Annotated in this window: 15 protein-coding genes; 5 read left to right on the forward strand and 10 right to left on the reverse strand. The window is 55.6% G+C overall.

Annotation, left to right across the window (positions count from 1 at the left end; all coding sequences use genetic code 11):
* Nucleotides 1–11: 11 nt before the first annotated feature.
* The 3 genes from GV764_RS20625 to trmJ form a co-directional block, all read right to left on the reverse strand.
* Nucleotides 12–1,226 carry an IscS subfamily cysteine desulfurase gene (locus GV764_RS20625; RefSeq protein ID WP_161661859.1) on the reverse strand — a complete coding sequence of 405 codons (1,215 nt, stop codon included), beginning with the start codon at nt 1,224–1,226 and terminating at the stop codon, nt 12–14.
* Nucleotides 1,227–1,343: 117 nt separating this feature from the next.
* Nucleotides 1,344–1,832, reverse strand: coding sequence for a Fe-S cluster assembly transcriptional regulator IscR (gene iscR, locus GV764_RS20630; protein WP_002463697.1), 489 nt, complete (start codon nt 1,830–1,832; stop codon nt 1,344–1,346).
* A 126-nt stretch (nt 1,833–1,958) separates the two neighbouring features.
* Nucleotides 1,959–2,702 carry a tRNA (cytosine(32)/uridine(32)-2'-O)-methyltransferase TrmJ gene (gene trmJ, locus GV764_RS20635; protein ID WP_161661861.1) on the reverse strand — a complete coding sequence of 248 codons (744 nt, stop codon included), beginning with the start codon at nt 2,700–2,702 and terminating at the stop codon, nt 1,959–1,961.
* Nucleotides 2,703–2,824: 122 nt separating this feature from the next.
* Here trmJ and suhB point away from each other — a divergent pair, with 122 nt between their 5' ends.
* Nucleotides 2,825–3,628 carry an inositol-1-monophosphatase gene (gene suhB / locus GV764_RS20640; protein WP_161661863.1) on the forward strand — a complete coding sequence of 268 codons (804 nt, stop codon included), beginning with the start codon at nt 2,825–2,827 and terminating at the stop codon, nt 3,626–3,628.
* 48 nt (nt 3,629–3,676) lie between these two features.
* On the opposite strand, the gene GV764_RS20645 is transcribed toward suhB, so the two are convergent.
* Nucleotides 3,677–4,657: a nickel/cobalt transporter gene (locus GV764_RS20645; RefSeq protein WP_161661865.1), complete on the reverse strand. Its 981-nt coding sequence runs from the start codon at nt 4,655–4,657 to the stop codon at nt 3,677–3,679.
* Complete coding sequence (locus tag GV764_RS20650) at nt 4,648–5,295, reverse strand: DUF1007 family protein (protein WP_161661867.1); 648 nt, start codon at nt 5,293–5,295, stop codon at nt 4,648–4,650. Before GV764_RS20650 ends, GV764_RS20645 begins: the two co-directional genes overlap by 10 nt.
* Before the next feature lie 124 nt (nt 5,296–5,419).
* On the opposite strand from GV764_RS20650, the gene csiE reads away from it, so the two are divergent.
* Entirely contained in the window at nt 5,420–6,697 is a 1,278-nt protein-coding gene (csiE, locus tag GV764_RS20655) for a stationary phase inducible protein CsiE (protein WP_161661869.1), read from the forward strand.
* Here csiE and GV764_RS20660 read toward each other — a convergent pair.
* The 3 genes from GV764_RS20660 to glyA all read right to left on the reverse strand — a co-directional run bounded on the left by GV764_RS20660 (nt 6,694) and on the right by glyA (nt 9,697).
* Nucleotides 6,694–7,830, reverse strand: coding sequence for a 3-phenylpropionate MFS transporter (locus tag GV764_RS20660; protein ID WP_161661871.1), 1,137 nt, complete (start codon nt 7,828–7,830; stop codon nt 6,694–6,696). The genes csiE and GV764_RS20660 overlap by 4 nt on opposite strands.
* An 85-nt stretch (nt 7,831–7,915) precedes the next feature.
* Nucleotides 7,916–8,374 carry a GNAT family N-acetyltransferase gene (locus GV764_RS20665; protein ID WP_161661872.1) on the reverse strand — a complete coding sequence of 153 codons (459 nt, stop codon included), beginning with the start codon at nt 8,372–8,374 and terminating at the stop codon, nt 7,916–7,918.
* A 69-nt stretch (nt 8,375–8,443) separates the two neighbouring features.
* The gene (gene glyA, locus GV764_RS20670) at nt 8,444–9,697 is read right to left on the reverse strand and encodes a serine hydroxymethyltransferase (protein ID WP_161661874.1); all 1,254 of its coding nucleotides are present in this window, start codon (nt 9,695–9,697) and stop codon (nt 8,444–8,446) included.
* 306 nt (nt 9,698–10,003) lie between these two features.
* Between glyA and hmpA the strand changes: the two genes are divergently transcribed.
* Nucleotides 10,004–11,212, forward strand: coding sequence for an NO-inducible flavohemoprotein (gene hmpA / locus GV764_RS20675; protein WP_476561228.1), 1,209 nt, complete (start codon nt 10,004–10,006; stop codon nt 11,210–11,212).
* Nucleotides 11,213–11,279: 67 nt separating this feature from the next.
* Here the strand turns inward: hmpA and mscK are convergent, their stop codons facing one another.
* Both mscK and acrR read right to left on the reverse strand, forming a co-directional pair.
* Nucleotides 11,280–14,633, reverse strand: a complete 3,354-nt coding sequence (gene mscK, locus GV764_RS20680; RefSeq protein WP_161661878.1) for a mechanosensitive channel MscK — start codon at nt 14,631–14,633, stop codon at nt 11,280–11,282.
* 132 nt (nt 14,634–14,765) lie between these two features.
* The gene (gene acrR / locus GV764_RS20685; RefSeq protein ID WP_161661880.1) at nt 14,766–15,410 is read right to left on the reverse strand and encodes a multidrug efflux transporter transcriptional repressor AcrR; all 645 of its coding nucleotides are present in this window, start codon (nt 15,408–15,410) and stop codon (nt 14,766–14,768) included.
* A gap of 143 nt (nt 15,411–15,553) precedes the next feature.
* Between acrR and acrA the strand changes: the two genes are divergently transcribed.
* A complete protein-coding gene (gene acrA, locus GV764_RS20690; protein WP_161661882.1) occupies nt 15,554–16,750 on the forward strand; it encodes a multidrug efflux RND transporter periplasmic adaptor subunit AcrA in 1,197 nt (398 codons plus the stop codon).
* Nucleotides 16,751–16,772: 22 nt separating this feature from the next.
* Complete coding sequence (gene acrB, locus GV764_RS20695) at nt 16,773–19,922, forward strand: multidrug efflux RND transporter permease subunit AcrB (RefSeq protein WP_161661884.1); 3,150 nt, start codon at nt 16,773–16,775, stop codon at nt 19,920–19,922.
* Nucleotides 19,923–20,140: the final 218 nt, after the last annotated feature.

Raw genomic sequence — 20,140 nt, forward strand, 5'->3', positions numbered from 1 at the left:
ATCTTGTCGAATTAGTGGTGCGCCCACTCGATGCTGTTCAGATCCACGCCCTGCTTGAACATTTCCCACAGCGGAGAAAGGTCGCGCAGACGGCCAATCGATTTGCGAACCAGCTCGATGGTGTAGTCGATCTCTTCGACCGTAGTGAAACGTCCCAGAGAGAAACGGATCGAGCTGTGCGCCAGTTCGTCGTTCATCCCCAGCGCGCGCAGCACATAAGACGGTTCAAGGCTTGCAGAGGTGCAGGCTGAACCGGACGATACCGCCAGATCCTTGAGCGCCATAATCAGCGACTCGCCCTCAACATAGTTAAAGCTCACGTTCAGAATGGTCGGAACGCCCTGCTCCAGATCGCCATTCAGATACACTTCTTCGATATCTTTGATGCCGTTCCACAGACGCAGACGCAGGCCGCGCAGGCGTTCCATTTCGCTCGCCATCTCTTCTTTGGCGATGCGGTAGGCTTCGCCCATACCGACGATCTGGTGAACCGGCAGCGTACCGGACCGCATGCCGCGCTCGTGACCGCCGCCGTGCATCTGCGCTTCGATACGGATACGCGGTTTACGACGCACGTACAGGCCGCCGATGCCTTTCGGACCGTAGATTTTATGACCGGAGAAGGACATCAGGTCGACTTTCAGCTTGCTCAGGTCGACAGGCAGTTTGCCGACGCTCTGGGTGGCGTCTACGTGGAAAATAATCCCGCGCGCACGGCACAGTTCGCCGATGGTGTCGATATCCTGCACTACGCCGATTTCGTTGTTCACGTGCATGATGGACACCAGGATGGTGTCGTCACGCATCGCGGCTTCAAGCGCTTTCAGGTCGATAATGCCGTTGCTCTGCGGAGACAGATAGGTCACCTCGAAGCCTTCGCGCTCGAGCTGACGGCAGGTATCCAGCACCGCTTTGTGTTCGGTTTTACAGGTGATGATGTGCTTGCCTTTTTTCTGATAGAAGTTGGCCGCACCTTTGATCGCCAGGTTATCGGATTCGGTCGCGCCGGAGGTGAAAACAATTTCACGCGGGTCCGCGCCCAGCAGGTCCGCAATATGATTGCGGGCGACGTCTACCGCCTCTTCCGCCTGCCAGCCGAAACGGTGTGAACGGGACGCCGGGTTACCGAAGATCCCATCCATAGTCATATGTTGCAGCATTTTCTCGGCGACGCGCGGGTCTACCGGTGTAGTCGCAGAGTAGTCGAGGTAAATCGGTAATTTCATTGCTCTTAAGCTCCGTACATCTCAAATGCTCTGAATCAGGCAACCGGCGGGATGTATGCCGAAGGCGGCAGGGGGAAATGAATCCACCCTGGCCTGATTCCGATAAAACTTTTTTAGTTATGCGCGCAGTTTTACGTTAATGGCATCCTGTGCGCGGGCCGGGCGATGCGCTTCGGTATGTTGCCGGCCTGACACGTCGAGTACTTCCTGGTTGTTAACCAGTTCACCCAAAGTAATGTTGTTCAGAAAATCGGTCAGACGATCGCTCAGGTCGCGCCACAGTGCGTGTGTTAAGCACTTGTCGCCGCCCTGACAGCCGCCTTTGCCCTGACAACGGGTCGCGTCAACCGACTCGTCAACAGCACTGATCACTTCACCTACCGCGATGGCGCTGGGATCTTTACCTAACAGGTAGCCGCCGCCTGGACCACGCACGCTCGACACCAGTCCGTTTTTGCGCAGACGGGAGAAGAGTTGCTCCAGATAGGAGAGTGAAATACCCTGTCGTTCTGAGATATCAGCCAACGGTACCGGACCCGCTTCGGAGTTAAGTGCAACGTCCAGCATTGCGGTCACGGCATAACGCCCTTTTGATGTCAGTCTCATGTCTTACTTAACCTCAACGTCGCCCCTCGAAGCGGGGGTGTTTATTTTTAAAGTGGGGTGTTGCATAGCAGGCGCAAGTCTGACATTCCTGAGTAAATTGGTCAACTATTTACCTGAGTAATTTACTCAAGTATTCGGGTCTTTTTTATGCGTACTGTCAATGGACGCCAGCATGCCGCGCAGGATGTTAAGTTCCTGACTTTCCGGGCGTGCGCGGGTAAACAGGCGGCGTAATTTGTTCATCACCTGGCCGGGATGGTTGGCGCGGATAAAGCCGGTGTTGAGCAATACCTGCTCCAAATGACCGTAAAAACGCTCTAAATCATCCACCAGCGGATACGGCGCCTCTTCGCTTTCAATCGCTGCGGTTTGTTGCTGCTCAACTGCCAGCCAGGCCATCCGAACTTCATAGGCGATCACCTGTACCGCCATCGCCAGGTTCAGCGAGCTGTATTCGGGATTGGCGGCAATCGCCACGTGATAATGGCACTTTTGCAGTTCGTCATTGGTTAAGCCAACACGCTCGCGGCCAAACACCAGCGCGACCGGCGCGTGGGCGGCTTCAGAAACGCTTTTCAAACCGCATTCGCGCGGATCGAGCATGGGCCACGGGAGCGTTCGAGAACGGGCGCTGGTGCCAACCACCAGGCTACAACCGGACAGCGCTTCATCGAGCGTATCAACGATAGTGGCGTTGCCGATCACATCACTGGCACCGGCCGCCAGGGCAATGGCCTGAGAGTCGGGTTTTACCAGCGGGTTAACCAGCCAGAGATTGGTAAGGCCCATGGTTTTCATGGCGCGGGCGACAGAGCCCATGTTGCCGGTGTGAGAGGTCTCCACCAGCACGATACGAATGTTTTGCAGCATAGCGAACCGACACGATGTAATAATATGTCGCTATCCTATCATAAACCTGAGACATAATCCGATCTCCCTGCTATACTGCGCGCCGATTTCCCCGTTCTTTAACATCCAGTGAGAGATACCTGATGCATCCGATGCTCAACATCGCCGTGCGTGCTGCGCGCAAGGCCGGAAACTTTATCGCCAAAAACTACGAAACGCCGGACGCCGTAGAAACCAGCCAGAAAGGCAGCAACGATTTTGTGACTAACGTGGATAAAGGCGCTGAGCGCATTATCATCGACACCATCCGCCAGTCTTACCCGCAACACACCATCATTACCGAAGAAAGCGGCGAACACGAAGGCACCGACCAGGATGTACAATGGGTTATCGATCCGCTGGATGGCACCACCAACTTCGTTAAACGCCTCCCCCATTTTTCCGTTTCCATTGCCGTACGCGTGAAAGGCCGTACTGAAGTGGCTGTGGTTTACGATCCGATGCGCAATGAACTGTTCACCGCAACCCGCGGCCAGGGCGCACAGCTCAACGGGTATCGTCTGCGCGGCAGCAACGCTCGCGATCTGGATGGCACCATTCTGGCGACCGGCTTCCCGTTCAAAGCCAAACAGCACTCCGCCGCCTATATCAATATCGTCGGCAAACTGTTTACCCAGTGCGCCGACTTCCGCCGCACCGGTTCCGCTGCGCTGGACCTGGCCTATGTGGCGGCGGGCCGCGTTGACGGTTTCTTCGAAATCAACCTGAAGCCGTGGGACTTCGCCGGCGGCGAACTGCTGGTGCGTGAAGCGGGCGGTCTGGTGTGTGATTTCACCGGCGGCCACAACTACATCATGACCGGCAACCTGGTGGCGGGTAATCCACGCGTGGTGAAAGCCATGCTGGCCACCATGCGTGAAGAACTGAGCGACGCCCTGAAGCGTTAATCGGTTTGCCGAATAAAAAAATGCCCTGTCCCGACAGGGCATTTTTGTTTAGAAGGGCCGGAGTCCGCCGCCCGGCGGCTGGGCGCTGAGCCACATAATTACTGCCGCCAGAATCAGGATCGCCCCGCCTGCTAACGCCAGCGTGGTCCAGCCCACCTGCCGCCAGAGCGCGGGGGGTTTATTGCCGCTCAACCGGATTGCCAGGGTTCGGAAGCTGTGCACCAGCAGCGCCAGCGAGGAAAGGGTTAATGAGGTCCCTGCCGCCATCGCCAGCGCCGATGCAATCCCCCAGCCGAACACGCCAATCACTTTGCTGAACAGCAGTACCATAATCGCCCCGGAACAGGGGCGCATCCCCATAGAGAGAATAATCATCAGGCGCGCGCGCCAGTCGTCGCCCTGCTCCAGTTGCTGCGGGCTGGGGAGATGCTGATGCCCGCAGCCGCAGTGTTCACTGTGAACGTGATGCGGAGTGAAGGCGCTGAATTTGGGGCGGCGCAGTAATCCGCGCAGTCGGTTAACCGCCCGCCAGCACAGCATGATGCCCAGTACGCCCACCAGCAGAAAACTGCCCTTCTCCAGCCAGAAACTGCTCAGGTGCAACTGCCGGGCGGGCAAAGCCAGCAGCGACAGCACCACGACCACCAGACCAATCGCCACCAGCCCTTGCAGGAGCGATGAGGCAAACGTCAGCCCTAAGCTGGATTTAAGTTTTGACGGATGAGTCGCCAGCCAGGTGGTAATCACCACTTTACCGTGGCCCGGCCCCAGGGCATGAAGTACGCCATACACAAAACTAAACAACAGTAGCGCCCCACCCGCCTGGCTGGGATTTTCCGCGACGCGTTTCAGCAGCGCGCTCAGTTCCAGATTAACGCTGCGCTGCCAGAGGATGCTTTGCATCATCAGGCGCGGCCAGTGTTGCCAGAGCAGTAGCCCGCCAACGCTCGCCAGCAGAGAAAACAGGCCCAGCGGCCATAACTGTAACCAGCGTCGCGCGGGTTTCGGCGTTGAAAACACTACTGACATTGCAACTCAACCTTCTGGGCAAATTGTTTCCCCAACTCCATATCCTCCGGCGGCGCGTCTTCTTTATCAAGCGACAGCGCGAAGGCCTGAGTATCCGCCGTGGGCGTCGGGGTGGTCATCGTGAGTTTACACTGACCGGCGAGTGCGGCGGGCAGCGTGACGTCACGGGTCGCTTCGTAGCTCATGTCGACATAATAAGTCGGGTCAAAGGTCGAGATGCTGTAGCGCTGCCCGGCCAGCGGCTGCGGCGTTGTCAGCGGCAGGATAAACGTCAGTACCGCCTGATGCCCCTCCCGCGCCATGCCGTATTCCGGGGGCACCGGCAAAAAGGTCACCTTTTTGCCGTCGTGCCACACTTCGGTGAAGTAGTGCTGCCCAATAACATTCGCCATGACCTCCGCCGCCAGCTTTTTCCAGATCTCCGATCCGGGTTTGGCGTCCCCGGCGTCATACAACAGGTCGGCTGATGTGATCTCATCCATCACCCAGCGCATATGCAGACCGGTGAATTGGCCGTCCCTTTCGATAATTTGCGTTTTCAGGGTAATAAAACTGTGGGGATGCGCAAAGCCCGGCGCCGCGCAAACGAGCGTCAGCAGCGGCAAAGCGGGCAATATCCTTAACATCGTTGGGCGCATTATCTCTTCCGTATAAAAAATCTGTGAGCCAGACAGGATTAACAAATGAAAGTCCAGACCCGTTCTAACGATAGCTCATACTTTAACTACGCTTAGCTTTGATTAACCTAACTGGAACTTTTGGATGATGACACAGATTTGTTCGCCGCCATCCGTGCTTTCCAGTCCGCAGCGCCGCTGCCAGATGCTGTTGATGCTCTATTTACCCGGCACCGTGACGCCGGAATTAATCGGGCAACTCAACGGCGTTGATGGTGGCATCGCCCGTCAGGATATCGTTGAAACCAGTTCTGAGATCCAGCGCTACCACCGGCTTTCAATTATGACCCACCCCGACGGCAGCTACCGGATTGAAGGCGCGCCACTCGATCGCCGGCTTTGCCTGCTCCACTGGCTGCGTCGCGCTATGCGCTTGTGCCCCCATTTTGTGCAACAGCATTTTACCCCGACGCTGAAAACCGAACTCCGGCAGCGCGGCATTCCCGTCGCGTGCTATGACGATACGAATTTACACGCGCTGGTCAACCTTTGCGGACGTCGGCTTAACCGACAGTTTGAATCGCGCGATACCCAATTCCTGCGGCTGTTCCTGCAATATTGCCTGATGGAGCAGCATGCCGGTCAGTCGCCGGGCTTTAACGAAGTGCAAAATGTCTGGACCGCCCAGCGAGCGGAATATCTGGCGGCGCAGGAGATTATGCGCCACTGGCAGCGCCGGGTGCCGGTGCCGCCGCATCAGGATGAACAGTTATTTCTGGCGCTGATGTTTATGATGCTGCGCGTGCCGGACCCGCTGAAAGACAATCAGCCGCAGGATATTCAGCTGCGGCTGGCGGTGGCGGAGCTGATTAACGCGTTTCGCAATCTTTCCGGCATGGCTTTCAGCGATGAAACCGGCCTGGCGGCGCAGCTGTATGTCCATCTCGCCCAGGCGTTGGACCGCTGCCTGTTCGGTATCGGCATTGATAACGCGCTTCCGGAGGAGATTACCCGGCTGTATCCGCGCCTGATGCGCACCACCCGCGAGGCCTGCGCCCGGCTTGAAACGCACTATGGCATCCAGTTTTCTGATGAAGAGATTGGCTTGATCGCCATTATTTTTGGCGCATGGCTGATGCAGGAGAGCGATATCCAGGAGAAGCAGGTATTGCTGCTGACCGGCAATGACCGACAGCTGGAGGAGCAGATTGAGCATCAGCTACGGGAATTAACGCTGCTGCCGCTGAATATCAAATACCTGTCGGTACATACGTTTCAGAAAGAAGGCGCATCGAAGGAGGTGGCGTTGATTATTACCCCTTACCATACTTCGCTACCGCTCTTCTCCGCGCCGCTGATCCACGCCACGCTGCCGCTGGGGGAAAACCAGCAGCAGCGTATTCGTGAAATTCTGGAAAATTAACGCGCCACCACGGCGGGGCGCAGCGCGATTGCCGGCACCGCCAGCAGCGCCATGACCCAGAACATTCCGCCGTGCAGATGCTGGAACAGGAAGCCCGCGAACATGGTCATGATGGCGATACCGCCCCCCATGGCGACGGCGGAATAGACGGCCTGCAGGCGAATCACTTCGCTGCCCTGCCGCGCCGAGATATATCGCATGGCGGCGAGGTGGCAGACCGTGAAGCTGCCGCAGTGCAGAATTTGCGCCAGGATCAGCCACGGCAGATCGGTGGTCCAGGCCATCAGCGACCAGCGCACAATCCCGCTCAGCGCCGAGAGCAGCAGTAAATCGCGGGCGCTCCAGCGGCGGAACAGTTTATTGCTGAGGGTAAAGACCACGATTTCCGCGACCACCCCCAGCGACCATAAATAGCCCACCACCGAAGCGGAATAACCGGCGTCCTGCCAGTAGATGGCGCTAAAGCCGTAATAGGCGGCATGCGCGCCCTGCAACAGCGAGACGCAGGCCAGAAAGCGCCAGCTTCCGAACACCAGCTTGCGCCACGCGGGCCAGCCGGCGCTTTCGTTCTGGCGCGTCTGCCCTTGCGGCATGACCGAAGGACGTAACATCATGCCGAGCAGCATCGAGGCCACGCCAATGCTCAGCATCACCAGAATCGCCTGATAATCGAAAATGCTGATCAGTTTACCGGTGAGCGCCGATCCAATCACAAATGCCAGCGATCCCCAGACCCGTACTTTGCCGTAATCGAGGGTGATTTGCTTTTGCCAGGTTCCCGCCAGCGCATCGGTTAACGGCACCAGCGGCGAGAAAAACAGGTTGAAGCCGACCATCACAATCAGCAGCCAGGCGGTCGTAGTGCCGAGCCAGAACGCGACGGCGAAAATCAGCGTCAGCAGCGCTAACACGCGCAGCGCAAATACCAGCCGGGAGGGATCAGTTACGCGCGGTGCCAGTAGCAGGCTGCCAAGGAAACGGGCGATAAGCCCTGCGCCAAGCAGCAGGCCGATGGTTTCCGGCGCTAAGCCGATGCCTTTGAGCCAGACGCTCCAGAAAGGTAAGAAAATGCCGTAGCTAAAGAAGTAGGTGAAGTAACTGAGCGCCAGCCAGCGCGTAGAGTGCAAAACCATGAATCCCTCCCGTTTTGGAGGCGATAGTCTGGCGGGTTATTGCGCCGGGCGCAAGATGTAACAATGGCTTAACAAGCAGAATTCGCTAGATAAGACGCAGCGACATATTATAGCCCGTGACGGCAAAACCACTTTGCTCATACAGGGCTTTCGCCGCAGGGTTATTTGATGCGACCCGCAAGCCAATCTCATGCATACCCATCGCGCTCAGCGTTTGTTTAAGGAGCATCATCGCGCCGCGCCCATGCCCTTTACCACGCCATGCAGCGAGCAGGCAAAAATCATAAATCCAGGCGACATGTCCGTTCAGGCCAACCCAAATATAACCGATAGTTTCCTCTGTATCGGATGTCACAATACACCACAGCCGACCGCCTTCTGATCCAGGCCCCTGGGGCAGAAAATTATCAATACTCTGCGCAGCATCACGGCGAGCCGCCTCAAGGGTGATATGGCGCGTTACGGCCAGGTCCTGCGCATATTCTTCGACAAAAAAAGCCCGGTAGGCAGGGAATTCCACGGATGTCATCGGTGTTAACTTCATTACTCCCCCTTTGAGCTCCTGGACAGATAAAAAAGGCCGCACAAGGCGGCCTTTTCGGTCAATCGGGAATTACGCATAGACCGGGAAGCGGGCGCAGATATCCAGCACTTTCTGCTTCACGCGCTCAATGGTCGCTTCGTCGTTGATATTATCCAGCACGTCACACATCCAGCCAGCCAGCTCCTTCGCTTCCGCTTCTTTAAAGCCGCGGCGGGTGATAGCCGGGGAGCCGATACGGATACCGGAGGTCACAAACGGGCTCTTCGGATCGTTCGGTACGCTGTTTTTGTTAACGGTGATGTTGGCGCGGCCCAGGGCAGCGTCAGCTTCTTTACCGGTCAGGTTTTTATCAACCAGGTCCAGCAGGAACAGATGGTTTTCCGTGCCGCCAGATACCACTTTGTAGCCACGGTTCAGGAACACTTCCACCATCGCTTTGGCGTTTTTGGCAACCTGCTGCTGGTAAACTTTGAACTCAGGCTCCATCGCTTCTTTCAGCGCGACGGCTTTCGCCGCGATCACGTGCATCAGCGGGCCGCCCTGCGCGCTCGGGAATACGGCAGAGTTCAGTTTTTTGTACAGCTCTTCGTCGCCGCCTTTAGCGAGGATCAAACCACCGCGCGGGCCTGCCAGGGTTTTGTGAGTCGTTGTGGTCACAACGTGCGCATGTGGAACCGGGTTCGGGTAAACGTCTGCGGCAATCAGGCCGGCGACGTGCGCCATATCAACGAACAGGTACGCACCGATGCTGTCTGCGATTTCACGCATTTTGGCCCAGTCAACCACGCCAGAGTAAGCAGAGAAGCCGCCGATAATCATCTTCGGTTTGTGCTCTTTGGCCTGCTTCGCCATGTCTTCGTAGTCAATTTTACCGGACTCATCAATGCCGTAAGGGATGATGTTGTACAGTTTGCCAGAGAAGTTAACCGGAGAACCGTGAGTCAGGTGACCACCTTGCGCCAGGTTCATACCCAGAACGGTGTCGCCCGGTTGCAGCAGCGCGGTGTAGACCGCAAAGTTAGCCTGGGAGCCGGAGTGCGGCTGTACGTTGGCGTAGTCCGCGCCAAACAGGGCTTTTGCGCGGTCGATCGCCAGTTGCTCAACGATATCCACGTATTCGCAACCGCCGTAGTAGCGTTTGCCAGGATAACCTTCAGCATATTTGTTGGTCAGCTGAGAACCCTGAGCCTGCATAACACGCGGGCTGGTGTAGTTTTCGGAGGCGATAAGTTCAATATGTTCTTCCTGACGAACCTTCTCCTGCTCCATAGCCTGCCACAGTTCGGCATCATAATCGGCAATGTTCATTTCACGCTTTAACATCCGCATCTCCTGACTCAGCTAACGGTAAACTTTTTACGGCAATTAGGGGCCCTTTTTGGGCAACGGGCAACAGTGTAAACCGATTAACAGTGTGAAGATAGGTCTTGACAAAGGTTTTTACGCAAACGATTGGCTTCAGGCGGTACAAGGCTTCAACGCCATTCACAAACGGCACGCCTGGCGGAATTCTTTTCAGGATCGTGATGCAGGTTTTTCATTAACACTCAATAACAAAATCTCAACAGAGACCCTTTACAGCACAGGGATTAATTTATAAGATGCATTAAAAATACATATTATAGACACCTGCAAAGGAACACCCTGATGTTAGACGCTCAAACTATCGCGACTGTGAAGTCCACCATTCCGCTACTGGCAGCAACCGGCCCAAAACTCACTGCCCACTTTTATGACCGGATGTTTGCCCATAACCCGGAACTGAAAGACATTTTTAATATGAGCAATCAGCGCAACGGCGATCAGCGTGAAGCGCTGTTCAACGCTATTTGCGCTTATGCCACTAATATTGAGAACCTGGCGGCGCTGTTGCCGGCAGTGGAGAAAATCGCCCAGAAGCACACCAGCTTCCATATCAAGCCGGAACAATACAACATTGTCGGTACTCATCTGTTAGCGACCCTGGATGAGATGTTCAGCCCCGGTCAGGAAGTACTGGACGCCTGGGGTAAAGCCTATGGCGTACTGGCGCAGGTGTTTATTAACCGCGAGGCGGAAATCTATCAGGAAAACGCGGGCAAAACCGGCGGCTGGGAAGGGACGCGTCCGTTCCGCATCACGGAAGTCAAACAGCAAAGCGCGCTGATCACCAGTTTTGAATTTACGCCCGTAGACGGCGGCCCGGTGGCGGATTATAAGCCAGGCCAGTATTTAGGCGTGTGGATCAAACCGGAAAACTTCGAGTATCAGGAGATTCGCCAGTACTCCCTGACCCGCAAACCAAACGGCAAAAGCTACCGCATTGCGGTGAAGCGCGAAGGCGAAGGCGTGGTGTCAAACTGGCTGCACGCTCACGCTAAAGTGGGCGATGTGATTAATCTGGTGGCTCCGGCGGGCGATTTCTTTATGGATGTGCCGCCGACGACGCCTGTCACGCTGATTTCCGCAGGCGTCGGCCAGACCCCGATGCTGGCGATGCTGGATAACCTGGCCGCCAGTCATCATGACGCGCAGGTCAACTGGCTGCATGCCGCTGAAAATGGCGATGTCCATGCGTTTGCAGATGAAATTGCCCTGCACGGTAAGTTGCTGAAGCATTTTGATTACCATATCTGGTATCGCGTGCCGTCACAGCACGATCGCGATAACGGACGCTTCCACAGCGAAGGGTTGATGGATCTGTTGAAGCAGGAAGGCGCGCTGAAGGTTCCCGGTATGACGTTCTTCCTGTGCGGCCCGGTGGCCTTTATGCAGTTTGCGGCCAAACAGCTGGTGAGCCTGGGTATCGACCCGGCGAACATTCATTACGAATGCTTCGGCCCGCACAAGGTCCTGTAATAAAAAGGGGGATGATTACCCCCTGTAAGATCTTCTCAGGTGAGGGCGTTTTGCGCCCTCGCCTTTTTTATGCCGCAGACGGTGCCGGGCCGTTGTTCAGATCGCGCTTTACTTCGGTAAACTGCTCGCCGTTCTTGTTATGCAGATGTACTTCAAGTTGGTTGAACGCGATGTTGATGTCGTTTTCACGGCACAGACGATCGATGGTGCGGTTCAGCTCATCCACGGTGTAGCTGCGGTCGCGCAGTTCACGAACGTACAAGCGCAGTTCATGATCCAGCGTGCTCGGCCCGAAGGTCGTGAAAAACACCGACGGTTCCGGATCGTGCATCACTTTCGGATGCTCCATCGCTGCCTTCAACAGGATCGCTTTCACCTTATCCAGATCCGATCCGTAAGCCACGCCCAGGCGGATCACCACGCGCGTGATGGTATCCGTCAACGACCAGTTGATCAGCCGCTCGGTGACAAACGCCTTGTTCGGGATGATCACCTCTTTGCGGTCAAAGTCGGTGATGGTGGTTGCGCGGATACGGATTTTGCTGACCGTTCCCGAGAAGGTGCCAATGGTAACGGTATCGCCGATACGCACCGGACGTTCAAACAGGATGATGATACCGGAAACAAAGTTACCGAAAATCTCCTGCAAGCCGAAGCCCAGACCCACCGACAGCGCCGCCGCCAGCCACTGCAGTTTGTCCCATGAAACCCCGAGCGCGCCAAAGACCACCATCGCCCCGACGCCGATAATCACATAGTTTAAGATTGTCGTGATGGCATACGAGGTGCCCTGCCGCATATTCAGACGCGACAGCACCAGCACTTCCAGCAGGCCGGGCAAGTTGCGGATCAGCGCCCATGCGACCGCGAACGCCGCCAGCGCGAACAGCAGGCTGCCCATTGTGACGTGTTTGATTACCGCGGCGCCCGCTTCGGTACCGTTGTAATTCCATAACACCACGCTGTCGAGATAGGCGAATACGGTGATCAAATCTGACCAAATCGCCCAGAACACCACGCCGAACAGGGCGAACAGGGTCAGCATCGTCAGCCGCAACGTCTGCTGGTTAACCTGATCGAGGCCCAACGGCGGCTCTTCTACCGGCTCAGCGCCCTCTGCGCCCTCTTTCACCAGATTCTGGCGACGGGCAATGGCGCGGCGATAGGCGATACGGCGCGCCGCCACGCTTAACCCGCGCAGCACGGTCTGGTACAGCAGGTTCCAGATAATCACCAGATAGACAGTATCAATCCAGCGCCCGGCCAGGCGCAGCGTGGTATAGAAGTATCCTGTCGCCGTCAGCACCAGCAGCATAATCGGCACGATCGCCAGCACGGTGATGGTGACCAGACGCATGGTGTGCGACTCTTTGTCGTGCCAGCTTTCCCGGCACATAGGCCAAATCAACGCGGCAATCACCAGCAGGTTGATGAAAATTATCGCCTGGCCCAGCACGTCATCCATCAGATTCAGCGGTGACAGCTCCGCCATGACCGACCAGAACAGCAGCGGCAACAGCGCCAGGCTTACACGTACAATCTGGCGACGCCAGTGGCTGGTGAGCTGCGCAGGCATATTGAAATGGCTCACCGCCATGCCGTCTTTTTCCAGTACCCGCCAGCACACGCCGAACACCAGCCAGAACATGGCGAGTTTTTTACTGAACTCCCACAGCAAATCGCTGATGTTAATTTGCATAAACAGCAGGATCAGACCACACGCCAGGATAATCAGGCACACCGGTAAGGCGCGGATAAAGTTAATCAGGATGGCTTTCGGCGTATGTAACTGGCTGTCGTTACGCAACTGCCCCACTTCAGAGGCCAGCTTCGCCAGATACTGCTTCAGCCAGCCAAAGCGCCAGCGGATCAGCCCGGCAATCAGCAACAGCGGCAAACCGGCAAGAAACGCCACGGCCACCGACGGCCAGGCTTTCTTCCAGTTCACCGTGATTTTCATGGCTTTAACCTGATCGTGGATAGCGCCCGGGAACGACTTAATCCAGTCCCAGTCCATCGGACGGTTGCTGTTTACCCAGAAGATTTGCTGGGTCAGCATCTGCTCAAGATTTTTACTGACGCTCATCAACTGCTGCTGGTTGATTTGCAGGTTAATCGCCATCATCAGCTGGTTGCCGAGCTGCTTATTCAACTGATCGAGCAGTTCTCGGCGCATATCCACCATTTGCAACAGTGTTTCGTGAACCTCAGCGTTCACTTCGCCCTGGTGCCCCTCTTCCAGCTTCGCCACAAAGGCCTCGTTCTGGAACAGCGCGTCGCGCTGCTGGTTCAGGTCGAATTGCTCAAGACGCAGGTCGGCGATGCGGTTAGTCATATCCTCAAGTTCATCGGCTGACGGCAGCGTTTGCTGCTGCTGATAAAGGATACGCGACAGCAGTAAGCTGCCTTTTAATACCGAAATCTGTTCTTTCAGGTTGCGCTCTGACTGCAGGGCGCGATCAAGCCAGTTTTTGACCTTGATGTTCTGCTGCACCAGCGCGTTGCCGTTTTCCGTGGCGGAAATGAGTCGCTGGCTCAGTTGATGGTTGACGTCCAGCTCCTGTTTAATCAGCGGATTATTTTGCAGGCTGGAGGAATCATCTGGCGCTACCGCTTCCTGAGCGGTTTTCTCCGTAAGCGACAGCCGCTTGGTATTAGCCGCTTCCTGCAATAACTGCAGCTGATGCTCCAGCAGGTTAATATGGGCGGTGGTGTAATCGCGCTGCTTTTGCAGGCTGTCCTGTAAGACCGTGTTTCCCTCGAGGCTCTTACGCTGCTGATCGATTTGTGCGTTCAGCAATATCTGCTGCACCATCATCAGCGTCTGTTGGGATGGACGCAGCGCCGTCTCGCCCGGCGTGGTGCCGTTCAGGCGGTTTCTAATCTGTTGTAACTCCTGCGAGGCGGTGTACATGGCGTTTTGCACCCGCTCCGGTTGAGTCTGCAGCGATACCAGTTGGCTATTAAAGGTGGAAAGATCGTTTTGCGCGCTCTGGAGTTCATCCACCATGCTGCTGGTGCGCGCTTCAAGCTGCCGCAATGACATGGCCTTAAAAGTTTGTCGCAGGCTGTCATCGCTTTCCGGCGTACTTAACGCGTTAAGCGCCTCGGTGGCCTGACGCATTTTCTCCGGTGCCTGTGCGACGCGCTGACGCAACTGCGTCGTCTCCTGCTTCACCCTTTCGATTTTGTCGAGGGTTTCCAGCGTTTGGGTCAGATCCTGCTGGATCAGTTTATCCTGCGCAGACAGGTTTTTTTGTTTACTCAGCGCATCAAGCTGGCTTTGAATATCAGCACGCGCGGGCAATTCGCCGTTAGATGCGGCATTCGCTACGCCTGTGGAAAGCAGTAATCCAGCCAGAAGAAGCCACACCAGCGCCAGGACGCAGGTAATTTTGCGAAAGTGAAGATCGTGCTGCATAGTCTTTGAATGAGTGATTAACGGGCCGAGAATATATCGGAGAAAGTTGGTGAGGCGCAGAATACCACGGGACAGGGACGCAGAATAGCAAGGCCGTGGGGATAGAGAGAAATCTGACTATAACGGGTGTGGTTAAGTCACTGCGTTTTTTTGGAGCGTCGGGCAGAACTGATACATTTCAAGCAGGATTTCAACGAAGGCGCGCGCTTCGGATTTCAAATCGAAGGTTTGTGGGGCGAATAACCAATTTTCCATTAAGCCGGTGATATAACTGCGCATCAGAAGTGTCGCGCGGCGAATGTTCAGGGTCGCGGGGAGCATACTGGCAGCGATACAGCGGCTTAACGCCTGTTCGATACGTTCATGGCTGGCCAGACAATACTCGCGATGAAGCTGTTGAACCCGAGCCATTTCGCCAACAAACTCACATTTATGGAAGATAATTTCCATCATCAACCGGCGGCGCTCCTCTGAAACGGTAGCTTCAAGAACATAAACCAGGATCTCTCTTAAAACTGACAGTGGATCGCCGGGATATTTTGCCTGATACTCAGTTTCAAGATCCCCAATACTGGACTCTGACAACTCCCAGATTTCACTAAACAAATCGGTCTTGTTTCTGAAGTGCCAATAGATGGCACCGCGTGTCACCCCAGCAGCCTGGGCAATATCTGCCAGTGACGTGGCCGAAACACCCTGCCGGGAAAACAAATGAATCGCCACATCAAGGATGTGGTTTCGCGTTTCCAGTGCCTGTTGTTTGGTTTTTCGTGCCATATGTTTGTGAATTTACAAGGGTCAGATTTACATACATTTATGAATGTATGTACCATATCACGACCATAATTTAAACGCAGCAATGGGTTTGTGGACGTTTGATCCATCAATCAATTTTGAAATCGGACACTCGAGGTTTACCTATGAACAAAAACAGAGGGTTAACGCCTCTGGCGGTCGTTCTGATGCTCTCAGGCAGCTTAGCGCTTACAGGATGTGACGACAAACAGCAGCAACAGCAGGCGCAGCATACGCCGGAAGTCGGCGTGGTCACGCTGAAAAGCGAACCTCTACCGATCACAACCGAGCTTCCGGGCCGCACCAGCGCGTATCGCGTGGCGGAAGTTCGTCCTCAGGTGAGCGGTATTATTCTGAAGCGTAATTTCGTGGAAGGCAGTGATATCGAGGCGGGTGTCTCCCTTTATCAGATTGATCCAGCGACCTACCAGGCCTCTTATGAGAGCGCGAAAGGCGATCTGGCGCGCGCTCAGGCCAGTGCCAATATCGCGCAGGTCACGCTGCGCCGTTACCAGAAACTGATTGGTACTAACTACATCAGTAAACAGGATTACGATAACGCTCAGGCGACCGCCCAGGAGGCGAATGCCGCCGTTGTGGCCGCTAAGGCAGCGGTAGAAACCGCACGTATTAACCTCGCCTACACCAAAGTGACCTCCCCTATCAGTGGACGCATTGGTAAATCCAGCGTCACCGAAGGCGCGCTGGTGCAGAACGGCCAGGCCAACGCGCTGGCAACGGTACAGCAGCTCGACCCGATCTATGTGGATGTGACCCAGTCCAGCAATGACTTCCTGCGTTTGAAGCAGGAGCTGGCCAGCGGCGCGCTGAAACAGGAAAACGGTAAAGCGAAAGTACAACTGGTGACCTCGGACGGGATTAAGTTCGATCAGGAAGGCACGCTGGAATTCTCTGACGTGACCGTCGATCAGACCACCGGTTCGATTACCTTACGCGCGCTGTTCCCTAACCCGAATCACACGTTACTGCCCGGCATGTTCGTGCGTGCGCGTCTGGAAGAAGGCGTGAATCCTGACGCGATTCTGGTGCCGCAACAGGGCGTGACCCGCACACCGCGCGGCGATGCGTCTGCGATGGTGGTGGGCGAAGGCGATAAAGTCGAAGTGCGTCAGATCACGGCATCCCAGGCTATCGGGGACAAGTGGCTGGTGACTGACGGCCTCAAAACAGGCGATCGCGTGATTATTACCGGTTTGCAAAAAGTTCGTCCTGGCGTCCAGGTTAAAGCACAAGAAGTTACGGCTGATGCGGATAAACAATCCACCGCAGCCAATGCCGCGCCAGAACAACCGAAGTCTTAACTTAAACAGGAGCCGTTAAGACATGGCTAAGTTTTTTATCGATCGCCCAATCTTCGCGTGGGTAATCGCCATCATTATTATGCTGGCGGGGGGCCTTGCGATCATGAAACTGCCTGTGGCGCAGTATCCCACGATCGCGCCGCCGGCTATCCAGATCTCCGCCATGTACCCGGGCGCCGATGCGAAAACCGTACAGGATACGGTGACGCAAGTTATCGAACAGAACATGAACGGTATCGATAACCTGCTGTATATGTCCTCTACCAGCGACTCGTCGGGTTCGGTGCAAATCACCATTACCTTCGATTCCGGTACAGATGCCGATATCGCCCAGGTCCAGGTGCAGAACAAACTGCAGCTGGCGATGCCATTGCTGCCGCAGGAAGTGCAACAGCAAGGCGTGAGCGTTGAGAAATCATCAAGCAGCTTCCTGATGGTTGTCGGGATGATCTCGACCGACGGCTCAATGACCCAGGAAGATATTGCCGACTACGTGGGTGCGACGGTGAAAGATCCGATCAGCCGTACCACGGGTGTCGGTGACGTGCAGCTGTTCGGTGCGCAGTATGCGATGCGTATCTGGATGGACCCTAATAAACTGACCAACTTCCAGCTCACGCCGGTTGACGTGATCAATGCAATCAAAGCGCAAAACGCCCAGGTTGCCGCAGGCCAGCTCGGCGGTACGCCGCCGGTGAAAGGCCAGCAGTTGAACGCCTCGATCATCGCGCAGACGCGTCTGACGTCGGCGGAAGAGTTCAGTAAGATCCTGCTGAAAGTGAACCAGGATGGTTCTCAGGTTCGCCTCAGGGATGTTGCTAAGGTGGAGCTGGGCGGTGAAAGCTATGACGTTATTGCCCGTTATAACGGCCAGCCGGCATCCGGTCTGGGGATTAAACTGGCAACCGGCGCCAACGCGCTGGATACCGCTGCGGCGGTGCGTGAATCCATCGAGAAGATGAAGCCGTTCTTCCCACACGGTCTGGAAGTGGTTTACCCGTACGACACTACCCCGTTCGTTAAGATCTCCATTAACGAAGTAGTGAAAACGCTGGTGGAAGCCATCGTACTGGTGTTCCTGGTGATGTATCTGTTCCTGCAGAACTTCCGCGCCACGCTGATCCCAACCATTGCGGTTCCGGTGGTACTGCTGGGGACCTTCGCCATCCTTGCCGTGTTCGGGTACTCGATAAACACCCTGACGATGTTCGGTATGGTGCTGGCGATAGGCCTGCTGGTGGATGATGCCATCGTGGTGGTAGAAAACGTTGAGCGTGTTATGGCGGAAGAAGGTTTGCCGCCAAAAGAAGCGACGCGTAAATCCATGGGCCAGATTCAGGGCGCGCTGGTGGGTATCGCCATGGTGCTGTCGGCGGTGTTTATCCCGATGGCGTTCTTCGGCGGCTCTACCGGGGCGATATATCGTCAGTTCTCCATCACAATCGTATCCGCGATGGTGCTGTCCGTGCTGGTGGCATTGATCCTCACCCCTGCCCTGTGCGCTACCATGCTGAAACCGATCGCCAAAGGCGATCACGGCGAAGGAAAAAAAGGCTTCTTCGGTTGGTTCAACCGGATGTTCGATAAGAGCACCCATCACTATACCGACAGCGTAGGCAACATCCTGCGTAGCACTGGCCGCTATCTGCTGCTGTATCTGCTGATTGTTGGCGGCATGGCGTTCCTGTTCATCAAACTGCCCAGCTCGTTCCTGCCGGAAGAAGACCAGGGCGTGTTCCTGACCATGGCGCAGCTGCCGGCGGGTGCTACCCAGGAACGTACTCAGAAAGTGCTGGATGAGGTGACCGACTACTACCTGACCAAGGAAAAAGCCAACGTTAACTCGGTATTTACCGTTAACGGCTTCGGCTTCTCCGGTCGTGGGCAGAACACCGGTCTGGCGTTCGTTTCCCTGAAAAACTGGGATGAACGTCCGGGCGATGAAAACAAAGTGGAAGCGATCACCGGTCGCGCCATGGGCCGTTTCTCGCAAATTAAAGATGCGATGGTGTTCGCGTTTAACCTCCCGGCGATTGTCGAACTGGGTACGGCGACCGGCTTTGACTTCCAGCTGATCGACCAGGCTAACCTGGGCCACGAAAAACTCACCCAGGCGCGTAACCAGCTGCTGGGCGAAGTGGCGAAACATCCGGATCTGCTGGCGGGCGTGCGTCCTAACGGCCTTGAAGATACGCCGCAGTACAAAATCGATATCGATCAGGAGAAAGCGCAGGCGCTGGGCGTCTCAATCTCCGACATTAATACCACGCTGGGCGCGGCCTGGGGCGGTAGCTATGTGAACGACTTTATCGACCGTGGCCGCGTGAAGAAAGTGTACATCATGTCCGAAGCGGAATATCGCATGCTGCCGGAAGATATCAATAACTGGTACGTGCGTAATACTTCCGGTCAAATGGTACCGTTCTCGGCCTTCTCCAGTGCCCACTGGGAGTACGGTTCGCCGCGTCTGGAACGTTATAACGGCCTGCCGTCCATGGAAATCCTCGGTGAAGCGGTTCCGGGCAAGAGTACCGGTGAAGCGATGAACATGATGGAAGAGCTGGCCAGCAAACTGCCGACCGGTATCGGTTATGACTGGACGGGGATGTCCTATCAGGAACGTCTGTCCGGCAACCAGGCGCCTGCGCTGTATGCCATCTCGTTAATCGTGGTATTCCTGTGTCTGGCGGCGCTGTATGAAAGCTGGTCCATTCCGTTCTCGGTTATGCTGGTCGTACCGCTGGGGGTTATCGGCGCGCTGCTGGCAGCAACGTTCCGCGGCCTGAATAACGACGTGTACTTCCAGGTGGGCCTGCTGACAACCATTGGCTTGTCGGCGAAGAACGCAATACTGATTGTGGAATTCGCCAAAGATCTGATGGATAAAGAAGGCAAAGGTCTGATTGAGGCCACACTGGAGGCGGTGCGTATGCGTCTGCGTCCAATCCTGATGACCTCGCTGGCGTTTATCCTCGGGGTAATGCCGCTGGTCATCAGCTCCGGCGCGGGTTCCGGTGCGCAGAACGCGGTGGGTACTGGCGTAATGGGCGGGATGATTACAGCGACCGTGCTGGCGATCTTCTTCGTGCCGGTGTTCTTCGTGGTGGTTCGTCGACGTTTTAACCGAAAAAACGAAGATATTGAACATAGCCATACCGTGAAACACTCCTGATAAAAGGCCGCGCAAGCGGCCTTTTTTATTTATCTCATCCGAATTTGAGCACGATAAAACGGCCATTACGCGTCGATATCACTATTGAGAACAAACAGCAAGAGTAAATAGAGACGCATATTGGGCGCATTTATTAAGATAAGTCCTGGGTATTAGTCATTTACTAAGGAATATTCCTGGAATTAAGATAAATTTTACCGGTGCCGGCAGACTATATT

It is taken from the genome of Atlantibacter hermannii, assembly GCF_009907385.1.
Taxonomy (GTDB): Bacteria; Pseudomonadota; Gammaproteobacteria; order Enterobacterales; family Enterobacteriaceae; genus Atlantibacter; species Atlantibacter hermannii_A.